This window comes from Vibrio sp. 1580 (assembly GCF_033340055.1).
In genome coordinates, this window is record NZ_JAWOVT010000037.1 from 1 (window position 1) to 4,663 (window position 4,663).

Genomic DNA, 4,663 nt, shown 5'->3' on the forward strand with positions numbered 1-4,663 from the left:
TTAGTTGGGATGAGCTCTATGAAATTAAATTGTTAATTAGGTCGTCTAGTTTACCTACTTCAATTTTTCTTTTATTTTCTAGTTCCGTCATAGTCTCTACTAGATTTATTTGATTACCGTCTTCCTGTGGCACTTTTGTTGGATCCATACCATAGCTTTTTACAGTATCAATTACTTCTGAAATATTAGTAATATTGCTTCTAAACGTTTCATCAAGTTCGTTTCTTTTTCTAGTGAGATCTGCTATTACAACCTGATTGATCTCTGCCTTTTGTCTGTTGGCAATGGTAGTCGAACGTTCTTCGAGATCCTTTGACTTCTTCTTGATTTTTTTAGTCTCTGCCTCAACATCTTTAATTTTGCAATCTGGTAAATCAAATTTCCATCTTTGAGTTACCATCTTAAATTCAGGGATGTCCATTTTAAACTCTGTTCTGTCCCATTTAAACTCTGGGATGTCTATTTTTGCTTCTTTTCTAACCATTGTGACTTGAGGTATATCGCATTTAATCTCACTCATTCTGACTTCAAGACCGCGAAATTCAGGGTAATAACCACATACAGTAGTACCTGTATATGTATGTGGCTCATCCCAAGAAATCCTATTTGTTTTCATTGTAACTTGAGGTACATGAAGAGAAAGGTTTCTTGTTTTCATCGTAACTTCTGGTATGTCGAGTGAAATTTCATTTGGCTTCATATCACAGTCAAAATCGATCTTAAAAGCCGTTTCGGGACCGTCAGGAGCCTCATCTTTCAATTTATCTCCCTCTTCTCTTATTCCCTCCCACTCAGCTGCATATTTTTGGTTTATGTTCTCTATTTCTACTTGGGCGTTGGTGTCAGCATTTACATTAGGTACTGTTAAAACATAAAGACAAGCGAGTGGTATTATCTTATGCATAACCATAATTATTTCCTTAGCTGGATATATTTGAAAAATTAACAATATTGTCATCAACATTATTATTTATTGATTCTATTTTTCAATTTAGTCCAAGATGTTGAATTTATTGGATATAAAAAAAAGTAATAATATTTTTGTTAATAGTATTAGGTGTTTAAATATTTGTTTCAAAAAAGAGAATTGTCGACATATTAATAGGATTATCTCCACGAGATTGAGCAGCCAATGGCAATTTTATCGCTTAGATAGAACATCAAATATTAACGTATTGTTAGAACCGTTAAACATATATTAATTCTATGACATTGATAATCATGGAGTTAATTATGATCAAGCTAACTAATCTTCAACAAATCACAACCCTACCTATCACCACCACCCTACAAGAACAAATCAAATCCATACTCACCGAGCCCTTTCACGATGATGTAGAAACCCAACAAGCATGGGATGAACTGCAATGTGAACTCTGGTTTCTCACATCAAAATCCGAACTCTCTGCCGCTGCCGCCGTCGACGACGATATCGAACTGCTAAAACGAGCACTGACCTATACCGAATTCGAAGACGAACTAGATGACGGAGCAGTGCTGACACTAAGCATTGTCGAGGACTCTGGCAAAGGTATCTACATGCTGATGCCTAAGACACTACTCACCGAATTACGCCAATACTTCTCCATCGAGAATGACTAAGGAGGCAGTGATGCAATCCCGAAAATTCAAATTCAATAAACGCCTACTCGACTCACTACCTCCGACGCCGCCGTCGAGCAAAAGTAAGGAAACGGAATATACAGATGAGTTGTGTAGCGGACTCAAGCTGATAATTAACCGTCAAGGCAGGAAGCGTTTCTTGTTCAGATATACCCTCCACGGAACCAAGAAATCTATCCAGCTAGGTGAATATCCAGCGCTAGACATCAACACTGCTCGCCAGATTGCCAATGACCATAAACGGGAAATTGCGCTAGGTAATGACCCCAAGGCTATCCGTGATGAGAAGCGCAACGTACTCACGTTTCAAGAATTCTCAGAGCTGCATTACTTACCATACGCAATGATGAACAAGCTCACCGCCAAAAGTGATGCAGGTAGTCTAAAGCTCCATTTCTATCCGAAGTGGGGAAAGAAACCGCTTACTGATATCGGTCAGCAGGACATTCAGAAATTGTTGGACGGATTACTAGAGGGTAGAAAACCTGCAACGGTGAACCGTCTACGCTCCTTAATTCTTCGCATGTTCAGACTGGCAATGGAATGGGGCTATGTTGATTCTAATCCCGGTCAGTACATCAGGAAGTTGAAGGAAAACAATGTAAGACAGCGATTCCTATCGCGTGCCGAGGTTTCCAGTTTTATCAAGGCATGTAACGAGGAACCGAATCGCACCCAATCTAACGCATTGAAATTCGCTCTGCTTACTGGGATGCGAATCGGGGAAATTACCAGTTCGAAATGGGAGTGTCTTACCGTCGACGACGACGGCAACTGGAGCCTATTTCTACCCCACACAAAGTCGGGACTGTCGAGAACGGTCCTGCTCAACCATCTAGCTAAGGAAGTCATTCATGATCAACGACGATTTCAACAGCCGAAGAACCCCTATATCTTTGCCGGAGATGCACCCGGTAGACCTATCGCTCATCCGAAGAAGGCATTTGCTCGGATCAAGAAAGCTGCTGGTATTACAGACAACTTCCGAATTCATGATTTAAGGCATAGCTTCGCATCGATCCTCATAAACAGCGGAAATGCCACACTCTATGATGTTCAGCATTTGTTGGGGCATCAGTCGCCACAGACCAGCACCAGATATGCTCATTTGGCTAGTTCAAGGCTGAGGGAGGTCAGTGCTAATGTGGCTGAGTTGGTGGGAGGTGTTTCTAGCTCCTAAATAGATGCATTTTAGCACTCCCAATTTGTTGTTACTTTAAAAGAGCGGCGAATGCTTCAGCCGCTTTTTTGTTTTTTATTTTTCTCTTTCTTCTACCCTGAGACTGATTGGCTGCGTCTATTTCAAAATCCTTTAACTTGAAATACCTGTATGTAAACCAACCTTTCTCGCTATTATTTTGAATAAGATACTTAACAATTCTTATCTTTCCTTTTTGTATGACGTTTCTTTCTATATGCGACTCAATGTCATCTATATTAGGATGTATGAATTTGTAATACTTACTTTTAAATACACGTCTAGGTAAGTTTTCGATAGGCACAGATAAAAAACTAGTATCAGTATTTTTGATTTTCATATTACAACGTTTGCATGAAATCGTTAAATTTTTCATTGTGAACATATGCCTTAGCCGTGTACTTTTTGGAATAATATGCTCTATATCTAGAACCATATTAAACTCACCATTAGTATCTCTTTGGCAATAGCAACAAGTATCTTCTAAATCTTCTCTTTTTTGTTTCTTTATTTTTGCTTTTATAGGTTTGAGTTTGTTTAAACTCCAACCCGAGTGTCCCATAGAATTAGCCATTTTCATATATGATATTTGATCTTTGGTAAACTTAATTTTTGGCATTACCCCCCCCCTAAATCATTTACAATATCAATTACGCCATTAATAAACTCTTCCTGCAAAGACTCGAAAGATGCTGATTTATATTTGTTTAATATTGATATCGCTTTATATTTTGACAACTCACCATCATTGACACTATTTATAATGTCAATACAGCGCTCTGAAAGAGAGTTGTTCTCTGGCGTTACAATTCCAAACTGATCAATATATGCATCTTCAATGTTTTTAGTATTTATTTCTATTTCTTCAAAATAAGTACCATTATGTCGATGCACTTTCACACCTTTTTCGTCAATAGCCCCAGAGATAATCATTGGAGAGTGAGTCGCTATATGATATTCACATTCATAGTATGGAAATAAATCTTTTAAGTTACTTATATATTGTCTTTGCCAAGATGGGTGCAAACTATTTTCTGGCTCATCAATTAATATAACTGCTCCATTCCTCAAATAAGATGCAATAAAAAATGTGGTAGATATAAGTGACAACTGGCCTGAGCTTAACTTGTTTATAGGAAGTGATAAATCGTCTTTTTTGACATATAACTCTACACCTCTTATCAATTTGTACTTTCTTAATAATTTTTCATGCTTTATGATATCGGAAAGGAATTCGCCGCTAAGCCCCTCATTGAATCTACTATAACTACTAATCCAATGGATAAAATCATTATATTTATCATAATGACTTCTTATTTTATAGCACAAGTATAATGCAAGTTCCTTATCAGCATTATTTATAAATTGTATTTCTTCTAAATCATCATCAAAGTAATTATTAAACCCTTTTATAATTAATCCAATCTGAGGCTCAATTTTAGTGTACTCTAGAATGCTGAAAAGTGTATTCAACTGCAACAATCCATCTTTTTCGTTTAGTTTTGAAATAGATGATTTTATTGCTTTCTTAGCCATTGACTGCCCTAACCTAGGTCCCATATAAAAATATGGAGCATTAGGTTTTCTTTTAGGGTATTTATCATTAAAAGATGTAGCTATAGCGATAACAGTGCGACCTGACTTAATATTATCTCGGGCAATATCACCAAGTCTCATACTCTTTCCTGAGCTATTTTCACCGACATATATATTGATACTTTGCATAAGTTAATTTATTAATAATTATGTATTTATTGATAATAATTAAATCTATTTTATCTTGTTTACTCCTTAGGTTATGGATCCTATCTCACATACCAATAATCCCCCGCCATCACCCAC

The 4,663-nt window shown here is 36.9% G+C and carries 5 protein-coding genes; 2 read left to right on the plus strand and 3 right to left on the minus strand.

What is annotated here, in order from left to right:
- Positions 1 to 16: 16 nt before the first annotated feature.
- Positions 17 to 910 (minus strand): hypothetical protein, encoded by an 894-nt coding sequence (locus R7093_RS23750; RefSeq protein WP_065274161.1) that lies wholly within the window; start codon positions 908 to 910, stop codon positions 17 to 19.
- A gap of 323 nt (positions 911 to 1,233) precedes the next feature.
- Between R7093_RS23750 and R7093_RS23755 the strand changes: the two genes are divergently transcribed.
- Positions 1,234 to 1,602, plus strand: coding sequence for a hypothetical protein (locus tag R7093_RS23755; RefSeq protein WP_213907483.1), 369 nt, complete (start codon positions 1,234 to 1,236; stop codon positions 1,600 to 1,602).
- Between the two features lie 10 nt (positions 1,603 to 1,612).
- Positions 1,613 to 2,803: a site-specific integrase gene (locus R7093_RS23760; RefSeq protein ID WP_237289044.1), complete on the plus strand. Its 1,191-nt coding sequence runs from the start codon at positions 1,613 to 1,615 to the stop codon at positions 2,801 to 2,803.
- Positions 2,804 to 2,834: 31 nt separating this feature from the next.
- Here the strand turns inward: R7093_RS23760 and R7093_RS23765 are convergent, their stop codons facing one another.
- Both R7093_RS23765 and R7093_RS23770 read right to left on the minus strand, forming a co-directional pair.
- On the minus strand, positions 2,835 to 3,440 hold the full coding sequence (locus R7093_RS23765; protein WP_065274164.1) for an HNH endonuclease: 606 nt from the start codon (positions 3,438 to 3,440) through the stop codon (positions 2,835 to 2,837).
- Positions 3,440 to 4,498, minus strand: a complete 1,059-nt coding sequence (locus R7093_RS23770) for an AAA family ATPase (protein ID WP_237289047.1) — start codon at positions 4,496 to 4,498, stop codon at positions 3,440 to 3,442. Before R7093_RS23770 ends, R7093_RS23765 begins: the two co-directional genes overlap by 1 nt.
- Positions 4,499 to 4,663 lie beyond the last annotated feature (165 nt).